Annotated in this window: 14 protein-coding genes; 5 read left to right on the forward strand and 9 right to left on the reverse strand. The window is 41.3% G+C overall.

Going from position 1 to position 16,602, the window contains the following annotated elements:
• Nucleotides 1-3 precede the first annotated feature (3 nt).
• The 7 genes from ABE954_RS12250 to ABE954_RS12280 form a co-directional block, all read right to left on the reverse strand.
• The gene (locus ABE954_RS12250) at nt 4-2,127 is read right to left on the reverse strand and encodes a TonB-dependent siderophore receptor (RefSeq protein ID WP_129465853.1); all 2,124 of its coding nucleotides are present in this window, start codon (nt 2,125-2,127) and stop codon (nt 4-6) included.
• A 210-nt stretch (nt 2,128-2,337) separates the two neighbouring features.
• Complete coding sequence (locus ABE954_RS12255; RefSeq protein ID WP_181469238.1) at nt 2,338-3,192, reverse strand: DmsC/YnfH family molybdoenzyme membrane anchor subunit; 855 nt, start codon at nt 3,190-3,192, stop codon at nt 2,338-2,340.
• Nucleotides 3,193-3,203: 11 nt separating this feature from the next.
• Nucleotides 3,204-3,746, reverse strand: coding sequence for a DMSO/selenate family reductase complex B subunit (locus ABE954_RS12260; RefSeq protein ID WP_042843955.1), 543 nt, complete (start codon nt 3,744-3,746; stop codon nt 3,204-3,206).
• A gap of 13 nt (nt 3,747-3,759) precedes the next feature.
• Entirely contained in the window at nt 3,760-6,342 is a 2,583-nt protein-coding gene (locus tag ABE954_RS12265) for a molybdopterin-dependent oxidoreductase (RefSeq protein ID WP_048607069.1), read from the reverse strand.
• Between the two features lie 32 nt (nt 6,343-6,374).
• On the reverse strand, nt 6,375-7,052 hold the full coding sequence (locus tag ABE954_RS12270; protein WP_264402823.1) for a molecular chaperone: 678 nt from the start codon (nt 7,050-7,052) through the stop codon (nt 6,375-6,377).
• The gene (locus ABE954_RS12275) at nt 7,045-8,409 is read right to left on the reverse strand and encodes a radical SAM protein (protein ID WP_166684881.1); all 1,365 of its coding nucleotides are present in this window, start codon (nt 8,407-8,409) and stop codon (nt 7,045-7,047) included. Before ABE954_RS12275 ends, ABE954_RS12270 begins: the two co-directional genes overlap by 8 nt.
• A 784-nt stretch (nt 8,410-9,193) precedes the next feature.
• A complete protein-coding gene (locus ABE954_RS12280) occupies nt 9,194-9,655 on the reverse strand; it encodes an Lrp/AsnC family transcriptional regulator (protein ID WP_206227183.1) in 462 nt (153 codons plus the stop codon).
• A gap of 171 nt (nt 9,656-9,826) precedes the next feature.
• On the opposite strand from ABE954_RS12280, the gene ABE954_RS12285 reads away from it, so the two are divergent.
• A complete protein-coding gene (locus ABE954_RS12285) occupies nt 9,827-10,438 on the forward strand; it encodes a LysE family translocator (RefSeq protein WP_048607063.1) in 612 nt (203 codons plus the stop codon).
• Here ABE954_RS12285 and ABE954_RS12290 read toward each other — a convergent pair.
• Both ABE954_RS12290 and ABE954_RS12295 read right to left on the reverse strand, forming a co-directional pair.
• A complete protein-coding gene (locus ABE954_RS12290; RefSeq protein WP_042843962.1) occupies nt 10,435-11,001 on the reverse strand; it encodes a HutD family protein in 567 nt (188 codons plus the stop codon). The genes ABE954_RS12285 and ABE954_RS12290 overlap by 4 nt on opposite strands.
• 92 nt (nt 11,002-11,093) lie before the next feature.
• Complete coding sequence (locus tag ABE954_RS12295; protein ID WP_048607059.1) at nt 11,094-12,518, reverse strand: PLP-dependent aminotransferase family protein; 1,425 nt, start codon at nt 12,516-12,518, stop codon at nt 11,094-11,096.
• Between the two features lie 227 nt (nt 12,519-12,745).
• Between ABE954_RS12295 and ABE954_RS12300 the strand changes: the two genes are divergently transcribed.
• The 4 genes from ABE954_RS12300 (at nt 12,746) to ABE954_RS12315 (ending at nt 16,460) form a co-directional block, all read left to right on the forward strand.
• Nucleotides 12,746-14,083 (forward strand): cytochrome ubiquinol oxidase subunit I, encoded by a 1,338-nt coding sequence (locus ABE954_RS12300; RefSeq protein ID WP_042843965.1) that lies wholly within the window; start codon nt 12,746-12,748, stop codon nt 14,081-14,083.
• Nucleotides 14,073-15,083 (forward strand): cytochrome d ubiquinol oxidase subunit II, encoded by a 1,011-nt coding sequence (cydB, locus tag ABE954_RS12305; protein WP_042843966.1) that lies wholly within the window; start codon nt 14,073-14,075, stop codon nt 15,081-15,083. The genes ABE954_RS12300 and cydB overlap by 11 nt, the downstream gene beginning before the upstream one ends.
• Entirely contained in the window at nt 15,040-15,219 is a 180-nt protein-coding gene (locus ABE954_RS12310; protein WP_048607056.1) for a DUF2474 domain-containing protein, read from the forward strand. Before cydB ends, ABE954_RS12310 begins: the two co-directional genes overlap by 44 nt.
• Before the next feature lie 401 nt (nt 15,220-15,620).
• The gene (locus ABE954_RS12315; protein WP_048607054.1) at nt 15,621-16,460 is read left to right on the forward strand and encodes a siderophore-interacting protein; all 840 of its coding nucleotides are present in this window, start codon (nt 15,621-15,623) and stop codon (nt 16,458-16,460) included.
• The last annotated feature ends 142 nt before the right edge of the window (nt 16,461-16,602 follow it).

The following is a 16,602-nucleotide window of genomic DNA, read 5'->3' on the forward strand; positions in this document are numbered from 1 at the left end:
TCATTAAAATTTCACAGACGCTTGAACGTAGTAAGTTCTCGGCTGCCCAACATAAATGCCATAATTGTTATCCGTAGAGCGTGTGAAATAGGTTTGATCAAATAAATTTTTAATACCAGCGGATAGCGTTAAATCAGACAAACTTCTCCCAAAATGGTATTCACCGCGAGCGTCCCATACCATATAACCTGGGATAGTCCCATAACGGCCATCCACGCTTGGTTTAGTAACATATTGGTCTGTTGTGCCTGGTGACTCTTGGGTTGATTGCGCATAAGTATTCAAGTTCCAAACCCAATTCCCCGTTTCGTAACGGCCACCTGCAGTGAATACTTGGCGTGAATAAAAAGGTAAATCTTTATGAGCAAAGTTCCCTTTCTTACTCACCGCCTTAGTGTAGGTATAGGTACTGTAAACACTCGCGCCTTCAAGTACATCAGTAAGGTCAGATAAGTTGTACCTCGCGGCTAACTCGACACCTTGGTGTGTTGTTGCACCTAGGTTCGTCCAACCCGTTGTATTTTCAACGTATAATAATTGGTCATCAAAATCGATATAAAATAATGTTGCTTCAAGGGACAAGGCGGTATTGTCGTATTTAGTACCTACTTCATAATTATGCGCTTTTTCTGCACTTAACCCATTCGCAGGCGAGTTACCGACCCCTTTAGTATTCAATTGGAAATATTGCAAACTCCCAAATGATGTGCTGGCATTGGCAAATAACTTCCATTCATCATCAATATGGTAGATCACAGCTAGTGCAGGAAGTGGTTCACTATAACGTTTACTGCGATGTTGTTCTTTAAAGCTATCGTCTAAATGAATGTTAATATTTTCGTATCTAATTCCGGGAATAAGCGTCCAATTACCAACATCGATAGTGTCATCCAAATAAATCGCATGGGCTTCTGTTCCCCCAGACGTGTGCTGATAATAATTATTGGTATCAGGGCGAGTGCTTTGGCTCCCCGCTTGATACCAATTTGAGCGGTACGCTTTTTCATCTGCCGTTTCATTTAAATAACGATAACCAATGGTAACCTCATGGGAAATATCATTAAAACGGAATAATTGCGAGTAACTTGGTTCAATCGCATAAGCAGTATAATGACGAGGGTAAGACACTAAGCGCCTTTCATTCGCTTTTTCTTTATGGTCACTTTCTATATAACTCCCCCGGTAACTTTTGCTAAACCAAGTCATCAATTCAAATTGTTTGTCATCTACTTCGTGCTTGTATTTCAATGACAGATCCTGCCGATTACCTTCAAAACGGTCATAAGGCCGTGTTGATTGGAATGGGTCAGCATTATATTCAGCTTGGGTCAAGCCTCCGGGCATACCCGACATTGCACGGTAATAATGAAAATTAGCTAATAATTCATCGTTATCTGTTAAGGCATAACGCGTTTTCAGCATGAGGTCATCAATATCCGTGTTATCATTGCTTTTACGGTAACCTTGCCCGTGTAAACCCGAATAAAGCAAAATTGCCCCAGCAGAATCATCCGCTTTAGAGCCCCCTAGCGAGGCATCCACTAATGTTTTTAACCCGCCTGTTTTGGCACCCTGCGTCTGTACTGATACACCGCCACCAAAATCTTTAGGGATAGGCTTAGTCACAAAATTAATCACTCCCCCTACATTTTGTGGCCCATAACGTACCGAAGCCCCTCCGCGTATGACATCAATAGATTCAATACTTCCCAAAGATAATGGGGACATAGAAAGCTGCGGCTGGCCATAAGGTGCTGCGGCTAATGGCATCCCATCAAGCAAAATAGTTGAGCGTGGTGAAAGACGCGAAGTTAACCCACGGACTCCCACATTCAAAGAAACATCACTGCCACCGGTTCCATTACTTTCACGAACTTGTACACCTGGGATCCCTTTTAATGCATCTGCGATTGTTTCACTGCCAGTTTCTTTTATTTGTTGTTGTGTTTTTACCGTTCTAGCGCCGGGATGATTAAATACCACTTCACTGTCTTGTGTATTTTCGAGCCAATTGCCCGTAACTGTGATTTGGTCACTCTTTGTATTATCAGCCGCAACAGCGTAATGAGATATCAGAGCAGTAGAAATTGCGAGGGGGGTAAGTAATTTGCGAGTTTTTAATTTCATAACCGATGAGCTAAAAGAGAATTAAGAGCGATAATGATAATTATAATCATTAATAACAATCAACATAATTTACTCACTTTTGGTAATTAATTTGTCAATAACCCACTTTTACAATCATAATTTAGTTTTTGCTGTACTAAAATGCACATAAGCATATAAAAAAAATCCGAAGGAGCTCACCTTCGGATTTTAGATTAATATGATGATAAATTAACCACCAAGTGAGAAAAATACCACTCGTCCAACACCCTCACCGGCAAAAATACACAGCGTGGCCAAAGACATCACAACCGTAGCGTTGGTATTTTGCCCCGTCTTTTGGCACAGCAAGCGGCCAACAAATAGTATGCCTAATGCGATTAGCACTACACGAACAAGGCTTAAACTCAGTAGCCCTTCTGGCATTTCACGCTGGGTCATACCGAGGTAAATCGGCTCACCTATATTACCAAGCAGCGATAAAGCCCCTAATAACATAAGTAGTATCCCCATAATACCTAGCCCTAAGGTAATTTTAACCACTCGTTGTACCTGCTCTTCTTTTGCACTTCGGCGCAAAGACCCCACCAGCAAAAGTGCAGCAACAACACCGCCTACCAGTAATACCGCGCCGAAGAAACTCGCGTAAGTAAATAAACCATTCCATAAGTTAAATAATGTATTGGCATATAACGCTGACATCGCATACATATACATCAAGCCAGCAATCGCACTCAGTACCAGTAATGCAGCATTCGCTTTTTGTTTCAGTAAAAGTAAAGCGACACTAAAAAATAGTAACCCCATGTAAATTGCAGTCGCCCAAACTTCACGGCTCATCCATGAGGTCGACACGTGCAGCATAGTGTAAAACATGTGCAGAGGGTTCCCCATGTGAAATAACGAACCGAGTAACCCAACGCAGCCTAAAACAAAACTGGCTAAAACAGGTCGTTTGATAAACTGAACATTCTGAATATCATTTCCCCCGCCAAGTACCCGGAAATAACAGATTAATGCAACAACCAAGCAGCCCACTGAGGCCTGCATAAATAAGGTGAAAATCACCAATGGAAATTCATGCATGATAGTTTTCCTTATCCTTTCGTGCCGACAACAAGGTTCGGCTTCGTGATTGATGAGCTTGGTAACCCATCAATATCCGCATTTGTGCCATATTTTTTGCGCAATTCACTGATTAAGCCAAATTCAATGGCACGCATTGGGCAAGAATCCACACACATAGGGTTTCCCCCTTTCTCACGCAGGTCGATGCAGGTATCACATTTGGTCATCATACCAATACTCGCATCAAATTGTGGTGCTTCATATGGGCAAGCCCAAGTACAATAGCGGCATCCAACACATTTATTGTGATCGACCAACACAACCCCATCTTCTTCACGTTTATGCATTGCCGTTGTTGGGCAATGACTGACGCACTGAGGGTCATCACAGTGATTACAAGCTATTGACAAATGCCAGAGACGAGGCCGCGGGTATTCCCCAACTTCAACGTCATATACTCGGCGAAAATTACGCCCAACCTCAAGGTCGTTCTTGTCTTTACAAGCTACTACACAGGTTTTACACCCAATACAGGCAGCAACGTTTATATAAAATCCGACTTGTTTATCCATTTCTTATTGCCCCCTAAAAAATAATACGCTGTGGAATAGCAGCATCTGGAACTAATTGATCACCATGCCATTTCTCGATATTACACAGCATGGTGTTCCAACCTGATGTGCCAAGACCCGTTGGTACTTGGATCGTTAGCGTATTATCAGCCCCTGCCATATCTATCCCTGTTTTTTCATCCACATTCGTCCAACTACCATGAGGTAATGCAACCACTCCTGGTTTCATCGTTTGGGTAACCAATGCTGGACGTACAATTTTCCCTTGTGGGCTTGTAACTAACACCGTTTCACCATGCTTAATTCCTAGGCGCTTTGCATCCGACGCATTGATGTAAATTGGGCTAGGCCACTGCTCGCGTAACCAAGGCACATTATCAAGGGTACTGTGTGAACGGCGTAAATAATGAGGGTTATAGATTTGGAATGGATAATCCCCTTTTTCTTTTTTAGAGAAATCCTTAAAGCTAGCTTCATAGCCATTTGCTGAAGGAATGTACTCAGGGATCGGAGGTAATTTTGTCCAACCACATTCATCCGCTTTTTCTACCAATGTTTGGCAATAAATTTCAAATTTACCACTTGGCGTTGGGCGCGGATTCCCTTCAGGGTCTCGAATAAAGTCTTCATAGGCGATATAACCATAGTTATCACCTTTAGTTCGTTTAACTTGATATTTCCCAACGGTAAGAAACTCATTCAATGTAATGCGACCTTGCTGAGGTTTGCCTGTCACTTGCCATTCATCAATGTCTGCTTGGGTAATTGTCAGCAATGGCTCAGTGGTTTTACCATCTTCACCAATAATTGTTGCACCATTAAGCTTATTGAAGAACTGCTGTTTCTCAGAAACAGGGAATACTTCATCGACATTAATGCCAAGGCGTTTTCCGATTTCTTTGGCAATCCATTGGTCACTTTTCGCTTCATAAAGAGGTGGGGTCACATTAACCGCGGCAATAATAACTTCGCGGTTGCTTGGATTTAATATGGTCCCTTCACGCTCCCATTCGGTAGTTACTGGCAGTACAATATCGGAGTATTTAGCGCAAGTGTGTGGAACATAAGCTGCTGTTACCACTAATTCCACATCTTTACGGTAGGCTTCAATACTCTGCGAAATATTGGCGCGTGTTTGCAATGTGGCATTAAATGGGTGGATAATCATTTGAATGTTAGCGTTTACATCACCCACACCGCGTTGACGGAATTTTTTCTCTAATAATGCACGGTTGAGTTCATTATGGTTAATTTTCAGGCTAATTGGGTTTGGCACCGCCGGTAAACCACTGTCGCCAGCCATCACTAAGCGAGTACCGTTATTCCCTGCCGCAAAATGGCAGCTTACCCCTGTCATACGCCCCGGTTTACCCATATGCCCTGTCATAAAACCTAAGGTTGAGAATGCTTGTACCCAACCTTCTCCATTATGAACACGAGCTGGAGCCCAGCCAGTAAGTAGTGCCACTCGGTTTGTCCCACCAATTTCACGGGCCAATTTACGGATATCTGTAGCGGATAGCCCACAAATGTTAGATGCCCATTCAGGTGTTTTCGGCTCCCCTGTATACGTACCTAATAAATAATCTTTAAAATTACCTTTTGGATCAGCCCCTGCTGGCATATTAGTTTCATCAAAACCAACCGTACAACGGCGCAAGAAATCCCAATCAATTAATGGGTTATCTTGGCTGTCCATTTCCAATAGAGCATACATGATGCCCAACGCTAAAGCGTGGTCAGTACCCGGGTTAATAGGGTACCAATCAGCATCCATTAATTCCGCTGTCGCAGTATAGCTTGGGTCGATACAAATAAACCGAGCTCCTGCTTTTTTTGCTTGATAGTAGTTATAGGTTGGGCTACCAGGGCTACTCCACGCAGGGTTTGCCCCCCACATAACAATCAATTGTGAATTACGCATATCAAAGCGATCATTGGTACCAAAGGTATAAAAACCTTCTAACAACCCTAAATGGGCTGGTGTTTCAAACCATGCTCCCCATGACGTTGTTCCCCAGTCGCCAACAAATCCACCCGCTTTCGCATAAACATTTTGGATATCAACACCATTGCCGCCTGTGATCCAAATGGATTCATTACCATATTTTTCTTTGATGCGTTTGCTTTCTGACGCAACAATATCAAGTGCTTCATCCCAGCTAATACGTACCCACTGGTCACGCCCACGCAAGCTTTTATCTCCCCCTCCGGGAGCCCAACCTTTACGTTTCATTGGGTATTTTAATCGATCGGCACCGAACACCTGTTTACGTTGAGAACGCCCACGTAAACAGCCTCGTTGTTGTGGAAAGTCAGGTGAGTCCGCTACCACATCATCTGTTTTTTGCCTAACAACGACACCTTCAACGACGAGGGCTTTATTGACACAACGACCACCGCAGTTATGCCAACATGCCACGGGCTTCCATGTCCCTTGAGTGACAGCGTCGGTTGCTTGGGCAACGGCTTTTTCCTCTTCTGGTGTTGCAGCATAAAGTCGTTTACTTAGCGGCAACGTAGCCATCACTGATGCCGCCGATGTCCATGCTAAAAATGAACGACGACTTAAGGCTACTTTCTGTCTTTCTGACATTGCTCTTACCTCTTCACTTTGCTTTATTATTATTAATTAACTAATTCATTGATTCTTTTAAGGTCGTTGCGCAAAAAAAGCTCTAAAAGTGAGCTTAATTGGCGATAAAATAAGGTTTCTGCATGGTTATGCATTGCACGGCAAAACGGGGTAATAAATGCTAAAAGATGCGTATCTAAGAATGCAGATGACCCTAACAATAATTTTTTTGCGTCTTCGCCTAGCTCATTTCCAATATCGACAATCGCAACAATGCGTTGACTTAAATTCCACATAAAATCTAACTCAAACCCAATATGATCGGCTGCCTCCATGTCACCCTCAGGTAATTGGAACCCATATTTTTGATAAAAGGTTTTTACAGCTAATGTGTTTTCTTGAAACAACAATTTGTCACGGGAGACATAAGTAGACTCCCATGGTGCCGCCGGAGGCGCTTCTGGGCCAATAAATAAGCGGGTAAAATCCCAATGTAAATCTTCAAAACTATCCGCGTTTGCTTGTAACGTCCGTGACTGTAAATCTTTTCCCATTTCCTCAATTGCATTTTTCATCGCGGGTAATGCTTCATCACAAGGGAATAATGCCAACCCCGTATTATCCAAATAATTTAATAACTCAGGGGTAGGTTCTTCTATTAATAAGCGTCTTAATACGTCATAAGCAAATTGACGCGCATAGAGATAATCAAATGTTGGGATGTTATTCATTACAGGAACCTTCATGCAAATCGGCCAATAAAAATTGAGTTGGTGTCGTTAATTCAACCTTCACTTCTTTAATTAAAGGGTTGCCCTGCTCATCAGGCTCAATGATGTGTGAGGTGAGTGCGATGGGTAAATCAACGAGGGAAGTTAAATACAAAATAGATTCGGGATTAAACTGCAAAAAGCCGTGCAATAACTCTTCGTGATAAGAAATTCCCGCTTGTTTTAATAGTCTTGCTACTTGTGGGCGGTCATCACCAAATACTTTGGCGCTTTTATAAAAATAATCGCGAGATGAAAATAGATAATGTTGCCCAATAAGCTGAGCATGTTGCCGAAAAAATGCGTTACTTTGGTATACTTGACCTGTGTGTTTATTCTCCAAGGAACAATAATGCACACCAAGTGATAGCTGTTGTTCTAATGCAAATTTAACCACACGCAAACAAGCTAATTCACTTTGGGAGACAGCAAGCCCACCTGCATACCAATAATTGTAATACACTTCATAAGGGGGGTTTTTAAGTTGAAAGCCCCGTGATTGGTAAGCGTCACTATTTGTTAAAGGAAAACAAAATTCCAATAAGTTAATCCCATCTATACCAATATCATCTAACCGCATGAGTAACTTGTACATTTGCGGTTCAGTGCCTGGGATAACCGGCATCTCCACCATCACCGTCGGGAAAATTTCTCTTGCTAATTCAATGCGGTGTAAAACTTTCTCAATCCGTTCTTCTGCATCATCAATTTTGATGCTAAAGCGAATTTCTTTAAGGCCTGCATTTGCTAAGGCTACCGCTGTGCTACGGTCTAATGGGTCACCAGCTGTATATAAGCGGCTATGAACCTGAGGTAATTTCTGTTGAACTGCTGCGAAAAACGCAATGCTCTCTTGGCGGAAAAGTAATGGTTCACCTCCCGTTAAAGCAATATGTGTTAGCGGGTATTCTTGCTCTGCAATTGCAGCAACTTCGCCAACAGCGTCCCTCATCTCATGTTGAAAACCTTGGTAGTTCTCTTGGTTAGGATTGAAACAAAAATAGCAGTCGCGGTGGCATTTTAATGATAAAAATGTGGTGTAACTCCCTTCCCCTGTGCGGCACTGCACACAAGCACTCGATAGCCAATGACTATGTATACTCTTTCCATTATTCGCAAAACATGCACCTAGTGCTTTAATATCCTGTTTAAGCTGGTTTATCTCACTTTGCTGTGAAAAAGCAGGTTCAAAACTAAGCCCATATTGAGTAATAGCTTGCTGTGTTTGTCTCTCAATATCCAAATAACGCATAGCATAACGCTTAAACTCAGCGTTATTGATGGTAGGCAACAGCCTATCAGTAATCGGATAAATCATAGTTTTCCTTCAATTTACTGACGAATAGTTTCTTTAAAATTTGAGCTTCATAATTCGAATAAAGAAATATAATAACCATCTAATTCACTGGCAAACTGATAACAGAACAAAGCCGTGCCAATAATTACATTCGTGTTATTGAAATAAACTGAGAGTTACTAACTTCATTAAATAAGAAATATTCGCATTATATTTTTTTGATTAATACTAGTATAAGGAAGGGATATAAAATGATGTTGCGCAGGATCAAAAAAAAACCATTTCATTACTGACATATCAAGCAATTAGATTACGCTATCAGTAGTATTGATTTATAAACCCAACAGTTACTATTATTGAGCCAAATACCTAATCAAAAAACGAACCGATATATAAATAAGTACATTTCACATTCTCACACTAAACAACAACGCTACTATTTCACCATAACTTTTCTCTCTATATATTAAAATCAATAATTATATTTCAATTTGTAAAATTAATTTTCAAAATATAATTAAATATCACCTACCCATAGTTAAACAATATTTAATAAATAAAAATTTTATTTTATATTTTACTTATTGTCTTTTCTTAAAATACTAAATAATATATCGGTTACTATTATTGATTCGTCACAACCGCCATAATGCCTGATACAAGGCATATTATGCCCACTATTTTAATTGTTAAATCAAAAAAATGGGGAAATCAGGCTATTTTTACTTACCTGATAACACTGTAGAGCTAACTGAATGTGCCCCAACAAAATTGATAAAACAACAATAAACGATTAGCGATACTGTCATAATGGTAATGCATAAGTCACTTTAACTGTTTCCATTGGCACTTCAGTCTTAATACTTTGAATACTATTAATTTGTGTCAGATGGTCGGCATGGAAACGGCGATATGATGCAAGATCATGTGTCACAATACGGATTAGCGCATCACATTCCCCTGCCATTAAGTGGCATTCAACAACCTCTGGCATTTGCTTTATCTCTTGGATAAATTGATTGATGGTGTGAGCATCCTGCGTTTTAAACCAAATACGCGCAAATAAAGATAACCCCGCCCCAATCTTAGCGCCATCAAGCACCGCAACGTAACGTTTTATCACCCCAGCTTCTTCCAATAATTTAACTCTGCGTAAACAAGGAGAAGGGGAAAGCCCAACTTCTTTAGCTAATTCAATATTTTGAATTTTACCGTCTCGTTGTAAAACCCGTAAAATATGTTTATCTATGGCATCAAGTTTTACCATATTTTCACCTATTGAATCTGAGTGCTATTTTTAAGTTAATTTTTGATATTTAATATCAAAAATTAACGCTTTACAAGCAATAAAAAAACCCAACACTATCGATACATAGTTATAATTTTATTGCGACTGGCCAGTTGTGTTAAATAAAAATAATCAACATGAGGTATTCAAATGGAGTTACAAACTTTGCTGTTATTTAGCGCAACTGTGATCCCTCTGGTATGTACACCAGGACCTGATCTGCTGTTTATTTCTGCTCAAGGTCTTTCCGGCGGGGCCATTGCTGCTTGGAAAGCTAATTTAGGAATTATTATGGGCTATATGACCCATGCTATACTTGCCGCATTAGGGTTATCAGCGATTGTTGCTGCCTCACCAGCCATTTTCCATACAATTAAATGGGTAGGTGTCGCGTATGTGGCTTATCTCGCGGTTTGTATGCTGCTATCAGCCATCAGAACACGTGAAATATGCATTAAAACAGCCTCGACAAAATCAATCATCGGCAAAGCCTTTTTGACCAGCTTTCTCAACCCTAAAGGTCTCTTAGTTTACTTCGCCATCTTACCTAATTTTATCCAATTAAATGAAAGTGTTGCTATTCAATCGTTGATCTTGTCTGCCACTTTTATTTTTTCTTGTATTGTTATTTACGGTGTGATCGGAGCATTATTTGCGTCCATGCATAACAAGCAAACTTATAATGATAAAAAACGCCGCATAACCGAAGGTGTTGCAGGGGGAATGCTGACTTTTGCTGCAATTGGCTTAGCAACCAGCTAGTGAGGCAACAACTCAATCCAAATTAATTTGCTATCGGTGCTAAGTGGCTTAACCTCCCCTTCACCGATATCAGGAAGCCACCAGCCCCCTTGCCCTTTTGCCATTATGTTACAATTTCCACCAAAAACCTCCCACTGGCCCTCAAGTACATAAACAAGGCCTGCTTGGTTTGCCGGTAACCTACGTTTTTCAGTCACTAAATAATTTTTAACGCTCCACCTATCTTGTCGAAAAATAAAATTCAATAATTGAGTTGAGGGTTGCTTTATATTAACTGCACAATACTGCTGAGCAGAAAACTGAATACTGTCACCCACTTGCCCTAGTGGATATTCAACACCCTTGTTATCGGTTAATGAAAGCGGCTGTTTATTAAGCAAGATAGCTAGCCTTTCGCCTTCGGCATAGCGTTTTAAGTAGCTATCTTTATTAATCGTTGCAATACTTGCACGTAAAGAGTAATCCGATGCGACAGGCCAGCAAAAAACCTCTTGGCTAAACCCCCCGCCATCATTCCAATCAAGGATAGGTAACTCCGTCATATCAAAACATTTTATTTTCACATTACCCCCTATGCTGCCATTGGTACTTGTGGTTTTAGCTTAGATTGGCAAAGTTAGTCTCTCAAGGCAATGAATTAACAACAATAATGTGACTATTCGCGCCTCTCATTAATTAAATAGTGACATAAACGACCTAAAGTTTTCATGGCCTCTTCTACTTGCTCGTTCCATGTAAATGAAGCATTCAGACGAAATGCATGGTTGAACTGCTCGCTCGTTGAAAACATACTACCAGGCGCAATACTGATCCCTTCTTTAAGAGCCAATTGATAAAGACGAATAGCATTAAAAGGTGCTTCAAATTCTAACCACAAAAAATACCCGCCTTTAGGCATATTAACTTTTACTGAAGCCGGCATATATTTTGCTATGGCCCCGAGCATCTGATGTTGACGTTGCTCCATAGTTTGCCGCAGTTTACGCAAATGATTGTCATAACCGCCCAGAGAAAGATACTCAGCAATCGCCAATTGAGTCGGTACACTGGCAGAAACTGTGCTCATCATTTGTAAATGTTGAATTTTTGTCGCGTGGTGACCAGCCGCAACCCAGCCAACCCGATAACCCGGCGCTAAACATTTGGAAAATGAAGAGCAATGGAAGAAATTACCTTTGGTATCTAAAGCCTTAGCAGGGATGGGTTGTTTATTGCCAAAATAGAGTTCACCGTAAACATCATCTTCAATTAACGCAATTTGGTGTTTATTGAGAATATCAACTAAGCGCTTTTTGTTAGCCTGTGGCATCGTGCCGCCAAGGGGGTTTTGATAGTGAGTCATTAACCAACAGGCTTTAATTGGGTATTTATTCGCTATCTCTTCAAGTGCATCTAGGTCGATACCAAAGATAGGGTCAGTTTTGATAGCTATTGCTTTGAGTTTTAAACGTTCTATCGCCTGTAAAGAACCATAAAATGCTGGAGACTCGATAACAACCCAGTCCCCTGGTTGCGTAACTGATTGTAAGCTAAGAACTAAGGACTCCATCGCCCCAGCTGTAATGACAATTTCATCGGGTGCAACGTGGATCCCTTGAGTGGCATAACGTTGGGCAATATTACGCCGTAATTGCTCATTCCCCGGAGGAAGGTTCGCTGGCGTATTAAATTTTGATAAGCGCCTTGCCACTGAAGCTAGCGATTTAGCAAGCTTTGGTTCATCTAACAGGGCGGGTTCTGGAAATGCGGAGCCAAATGGGATAATATCAGGGTCCTTACAAGCTTGTAGCACACCAAAAATAGAGGCGTTAATCTCTACATTCTCATTTAAATGTAGCCCTTTTCCTCCCTTTGCCGCAGCAAATGAATTATTACGGTTAGCCACATAGTAGCCTGATTGCGGGCGAGCAACGACCCAACCTTGGCTTTCGAGTAATTGGTAGGCTTGTACCACGGTCATTAAACTCAGACCTGATTGCTTAACGCTTTCCCTAAGTGAAGGTAATCTGTCACCAACTTGCCAGATATGGTCTTCAATTTGTTGACGAATTTGCGCTGCTAACTGTTCATATCTCGTCATAGCCGCCTCAACTGTTATAGTTAATTTCTCAATAATTGTTACTATTATAGTTTATCGTCTCATGTTCTACTTATCCACACATTCACCTGACTTTTTTTAACTATAAGCACAAAACATTTTTAGCTGTATTCCGGCGTTAACGATTTTTTGCTAGGGATAAGCGCTTCGATTGTTATCACCAAAGCTTTAAATGGGCGTGCCATTAACATTTCCATTCAGGGGTCAATATGTTTGGACTAAGTGCGTTGGAACTCGCCCGTATTCAATTTGCGTTTACGGTCTCGTTCCATATTATTTTTCCCGCCATTACGATTGGGCTAGCGAGTTACCTCGCTGTGCTTCAAGGTTTATGGCTTAAAACTCGTGATGAAGACTATATAAAGCTGTTCCATTTTTGGTCAAAAGTTTTTGCGGTTAATTTCGGAATGGGTGTCGTTTCTGGGTTAGTAATGGCTTATCAATTTGGGACTAACTGGAGCTTCTTCTCTGATTTTGCAGGCGGTATTACTGGGCCATTACTAACTTATGAAGTCCTCACTGCATTTTTCTTAGAAGCGGGTTTCCTTGGTGTAATGCTGTTTGGTATGAACCGTGTGGGTGAAAAACTTCACTTTTTTGCGACTTGCATGGTCGCACTCGGAACCATTATCTCAACATTCTGGATCTTAGCATCTAACAGCTTCATGCAAACACCACAAGGCTTTGAAATCATTGATGGTCGTATTGTACCCGTTGACTGGTTGGCCGTTATTTTCAATCCATCCTTCCCTTATCGCCTACTGCACATGACAACCGCAGCATTCCTTGCGGCAGCTTTCTTTGTCGGTGCTTCTGCTGCATGGCACCTACTAAAAGGTAACAAGTCCAGTGCCATGAAAAAGATGTTTTCCATGTCACTGTGGCTAATTTTGGTATTAGCCCCCGTTCAAGCTTTGATTGGTGATGCACACGGCTTAAATACATTGAAACATCAACCAGTTAAAGTTGCTGCAATGGAGGGCCATTGGGAAAACAAACCCGGTGAAGCGACGCCACTTATTTTATTTGGTATCCCCAACCAAGAAAAAGAAAAAACGGAATACGCTATCGAAATCCCTTATCTGGCAAGTTTAATTTTAACACACAGCATTGATAAACAAGTGCCAGCGTTAAAAGAATATGCACCAGAAGATAGGCCAAATGTGTTTATGGTGTTTTGGTCATTCCGCGTCATGGTCGGGCTAGGCTTGTTAATGATAGTTGCTGGCGTGTGGGGGCTATGGCTGCGTTATCGTAAAAACCTTTACGAGTCAAAAGCATTTTTACGTTTTATTTTCTTCATGGCACCTTCTGGTTTAATCGCTATTCTTGCAGGGTGGTTTACCACAGAAATAGGCCGCCAACCATGGGTTGTCTATGGGTTACAGCGAACCGCTGATGCTGTTAGTGCACACGGTGAAATGCACATGAGTATTAGCCTAATCGCTTTCTTTGTCGTCTATGGCAGTGTATTCGGTATCGGTTACATGTATATGATGAAATTAATTCGTAAAGGTATCGCGGAGGACGCAACTCATGGGCATTGATTTACCTCTCATTTGGTTTGTCATCATTGTATTTAGTATGTTGATGTATATCGTAATGGATGGCTTCGATTTAGGTATAGGGATCTTGTATCCAGCCCTGAAAGATAGCCAAGACCGCGATTTGATGATGAATAGCGTTGCCCCCGTATGGGATGGCAATGAAACTTGGCTGGTTTTAGGTGGTGCCGCCTTATTTGGTGCATTCCCACTCGCCTATGCAATTGTATTAGATGCTCTTTCTATCCCTTTAACCTTCATGTTATTAGCGTTGATTTTCCGAGGTGTTGCTTTTGAGTTCCGCTTTAGAGCAGACGAATCGCATCGTCGACATTGGGATCATGCCTTTATTTGGGGGTCTATTTTCGCCACATTTGTGCAGGGTGTGGTTGTCGGGGCATTTATTCAAGGCTTCCATGTTGAAAACCGCGTTTACATGGGGGGCTATTTTGATTGGTTTGCGCCGTTCCCACTATTTTGTGGTTTTGGCTTAGTCGTGGCATATGCGTTGCTCGCTTGTGGCTGGTTAATCATGAAAACTGAAGGCCACCTACGCCGTACCATGTATCGTATCCTGCGCCCATTAACCTTACTGATGTTAGCTGTTATTGCAATCATTAGCTTATGGACGCCAATGTTAAATGAAGCTGTGTTTGACCGTTGGTTCTCACTCCCTAACCTATTCTTCTTTTTACCTGTTCCATTACTAGTATTAGGCTGCACTTGGTTGATCTTAAAGAGTGCTAAACGCCAGCAACATGATAGCGTGCCATTCTTGGCGGCACTTTTACTGATTTTCCTTGGTTTTACTGGCCTAGGGATCAGTATTTGGCCAACGCTCATTCCGCCAGTAATTAGCTTCCGTGAAGCCGCTGGTCCACCGGAAAGCTTAGGCTTTATGCTCGTTGGTGCATTATTCATTATTCCCGTTATTTTGGTTTATACCTATTGGAGTTACTATGTCTTCAGAGGAAAAATTACCCCAGACCAAGGCTACCACTGATAACGTGATAGCCTCACCTTGGTGGAAAAAACTTGGTTGGATGGCGGTCATTTGGCTAGGGAGTGTATTCGCGTTATTCGCATTCTCTTATCTATTTAAGTTAATGATGACCGCCGCCGGAATGAAAGTGAAGTAGTTAACCTATTGAATGCCGTATAGTTTATATACGGCATATTTTATAAATACGCTGAGTGCATTCAGTGAGTCAAAAGAGTTCATTGCCTAAACGTTACAACGTAACAAAGTACCTTTTTACATATTCAGTCAATTTTTCATGCCTTCAAATGTATTCTTACGACCATACTATACCGCTTTATTTTACTGATTTATCGATTAACCCCTGCTGAATAGTCATCCCATCGCTATTCCTTAAGTGACGGCTATCAGTACAGATCAATCACTCAATTGACTACCGGTTAATAAAACACAAAAATCCTCCCCACAATCATAGACTATGTATTGCAACTTTTCGGCATATTCATGATAATGATAATAATTACCATATAATAAAATTATCATTAACATAGGAGATTGTCCGTGGCTACCGAACAACCCGTTGAAAAAAATATCTACCGCCCGGCTCCACCACAGCTTATCCAAGTTAAATCGATTAGGGATGTCAGCCCTTCTATCCGTTGCATTACCTTCACCGGAGAAAAACTCAGTGCTTATCCTACAGGTTGTGAAGGTGGGCATCTGAAAATTTTTCTCGCTCCTGATTTAAAAAGCCAGCCAGCATTACCTGTATTAACAGAAAAAGGTCGTAGTTGGCCAGAAAATGAGCCCCGCCCATTTGTGAGAACCTATAGTGTGCGTGCTATTCGACCTGAAATAAAAGAAATTGATATTGAATTTGCAATGCATGATGGCGTGACAGGCCCCGCTTATCTTTTCGCTCGGGATGCAAAGCCGGGTAATTGGATGGGGATCACCAATCCTGGTGGTCCAGACCCACTCTTACCTATTAGAAAACACTATTTTATGGCTGGGGATTCTAGCTCATTACCAGCCATTGCCGCATTACTAGAAAAAATGCCTAAAGATGCACAAGGTAAAGTTGTTTTACGGTTAGATAGCCAAGAAGATATTCGTGAATTAGAAAAACCACAACATGTTGAAATTATTTGGATTTGTGGTGATATCACTAAAACGGATGCGTTAATCTCTACTTTTAAATCATGGGACATTCCAACCAGTGATACTGCTTTTTGGATTGCCGGAGAAGACCAAATAATTCGTGATTTACGCCGTTTTATTCGTCGTGAAAAGGGTTTTGGCCGTGAAGATATTTATGCTATCCCATACTGGCGTCATGGCTATGATGAAGAAGGTTACCATCATGAACGCCACGCCGTAATGGATAACCCAGACGATTAAAACCCCCTCTACTCGCTTATTAGGGCTAATAAGCGAGTTTATCTACCCCACCAAACTGTCATTCACAAACGCCACCATTTTATTGCATCGCTTAAAAATGACGTTAAAACACTTTTCATTGCCATTGATGTTATGTTATAAC

Source organism: Providencia sp. TYF-12, from assembly GCF_041344805.1.
Taxonomy (GTDB): Bacteria; Pseudomonadota; Gammaproteobacteria; order Enterobacterales; family Enterobacteriaceae; genus Providencia; species Providencia huashanensis.